1 protein-coding gene is annotated in these 1,875 nt (G+C 41.5%); it reads right to left on the bottom strand.

Going from position 1 to position 1,875, the window contains the following annotated elements:
- Positions 1–46: 46 nt before the first annotated feature.
- Positions 47–1,426, bottom strand: coding sequence for a group II intron reverse transcriptase/maturase (ltrA, locus tag FFM71_RS13245; protein WP_171000581.1), 1,380 nt, complete (start codon positions 1,424–1,426; stop codon positions 47–49).
- Between the last annotated feature and the right edge of the window lie 449 nt (positions 1,427–1,875).

Raw genomic sequence — 1,875 nt, 5'->3', positions numbered from 1 at the left:
CTCTCACACCACCGTACGTACGGTTCCGTATACGGCGGTTCATTAATTAGGTATTTTGAATAAGCTCAAGTTTTTCGGACATATCTATAAGTCCAAGAGACTTGAGTCTTTCCTTCTTAAAAGTAAATGTCATAGTTTTGCTGTGGGCTGTACGCCAATAACCCTTTCGGGTATTGGCATCCTTCCACGCCCATTTTCTGGTCATACCAAATTTCATTAGATTCTTGTATCTAGTTTTGATATGTTTCCATGATTTCCAGATATACTGTCTAATTCTTGTACGGAGCCATCCGTCCAACTCACTGATAAAGGTCTTGATTTTTGCAATTCCATAGTAATTTAGCCAACCAACAACTTTCTGTCTGATTTCCTTGAAGAGCTGCTCGAGGCTAATGCCCCGATTTCTCTTTGTAGTTTCTCTAAGTGACTGCTTAAATCTTGTCTTGGATTGTTCACTGATTCGTACATAAGCACCTTTGTGCGAATTACCAATCATGAACCCCAAAAATTTCATTTTCGTGGAACGACCAACTTTAGTCTTTGTACGATTAACAGTAACTTTCAAATCTTTCTCAAGAAATCTTGTAATGCTATCTAAAACTCGGCGTCCAGCTCGTTCACTTTTAACATAAATATTACAGTCATCGGCGTATCGGACAAACTTATGTCCTCGAGAGGTTAGGAGTTTATCTAACTCGTTTAGATATATGTTGGCTAATAATGGTGAAAGGTTGCCACCTTGTGGCGTGCCTTTCTCGGACCTTTGAAAAATTTGTCCAATCATTATTCCACTGGTTAGGAATTTGCGAATCATTTTTAACAACCATTTATCATCAATATATTGTTTGATAAATTTCATCAATAAATCATGATCAACTGTGTCGAAGTACGCTTTCAGATCAAGGTCAATCGTATAGTGATATCCTTGATTATTGAACTCAATGACACGTTTTATAGCGTCATGTGCACTTCTTCCAGGCCTAAATCCAAAACTATTGTCAGAGAAAACCATTTCAAATACTGGTGTCATTACTTGTGCAATGGCTTGTTGTATCACACGGTCAACGACCGTTGGTACTCCCAGCTTTCGCTTCGTGCCATCAGGTTTAGGAATTTCCACTCGCCTTACTGGCTTGGGTTTGTAAGAAAGGTTGTCTAATGATTCCATCAATTGAGGTTTAATCTCTATGATATAATCGTGCAGTTCATCGACGGTGACACCGTCGATACCTGCGGCTCCTCTATTTCTTACGACTCTTTTATAAGCGTCATTCAGGTTGTCTCTGTTTAGAACTAATTCTTTAAAAGGAATACCTTTTCTAATCAAATGTTCACCAGAATCAGTGCTACACACCAACCTTGGTTCGTCCTTATAATCCGGACTCGGCTGGTCAGATGATTGTTCTGTTCTCTGCGATTTTCGCACACTTCTACCTCCAATATTGATTAGAATAATTAATGTTCGGTCCTTCATCGCAAAGCGACTACTATGACCTCTGCTGACTTCTGTATCATTCAAGCAGCCATTGCTGACTGTGTTGTTTGTAGGATACATTCCGTTTCCTTGCCAAACGTATGATACAGACCTCCCCGGGTAAGAACGCTAACTTTCGTACCATGTAGCTGTTGGCTCTACGTGGCCTGTTTTATTCGTAGTTATAGGATTTGAGTTACACGGCACTCTCGTCCAACAAGCCCAGCCTTATAGCCACTTCTTGTTCATCAGCTCGGTACTTTGCCTTAGGCTTCCTTCAGATTCCACCTCACGATGGACACCCTTGCCCTTAGCTAGTGATTCCGACTACATCGGCTCACAGAGGACTTTCACCTCCTAGTTAGCGCCCATGCCGGGCGCACCGCGGAACGGCCCGAGCC

This window comes from Companilactobacillus huachuanensis (assembly GCF_005404815.1).
GTDB lineage: Bacteria > Bacillota > Bacilli > Lactobacillales > Lactobacillaceae > Companilactobacillus > Companilactobacillus huachuanensis.
Note: the sequence above shows the minus strand (reverse complement) of the source record. Positions and strands in the feature narration are given on the sequence as shown.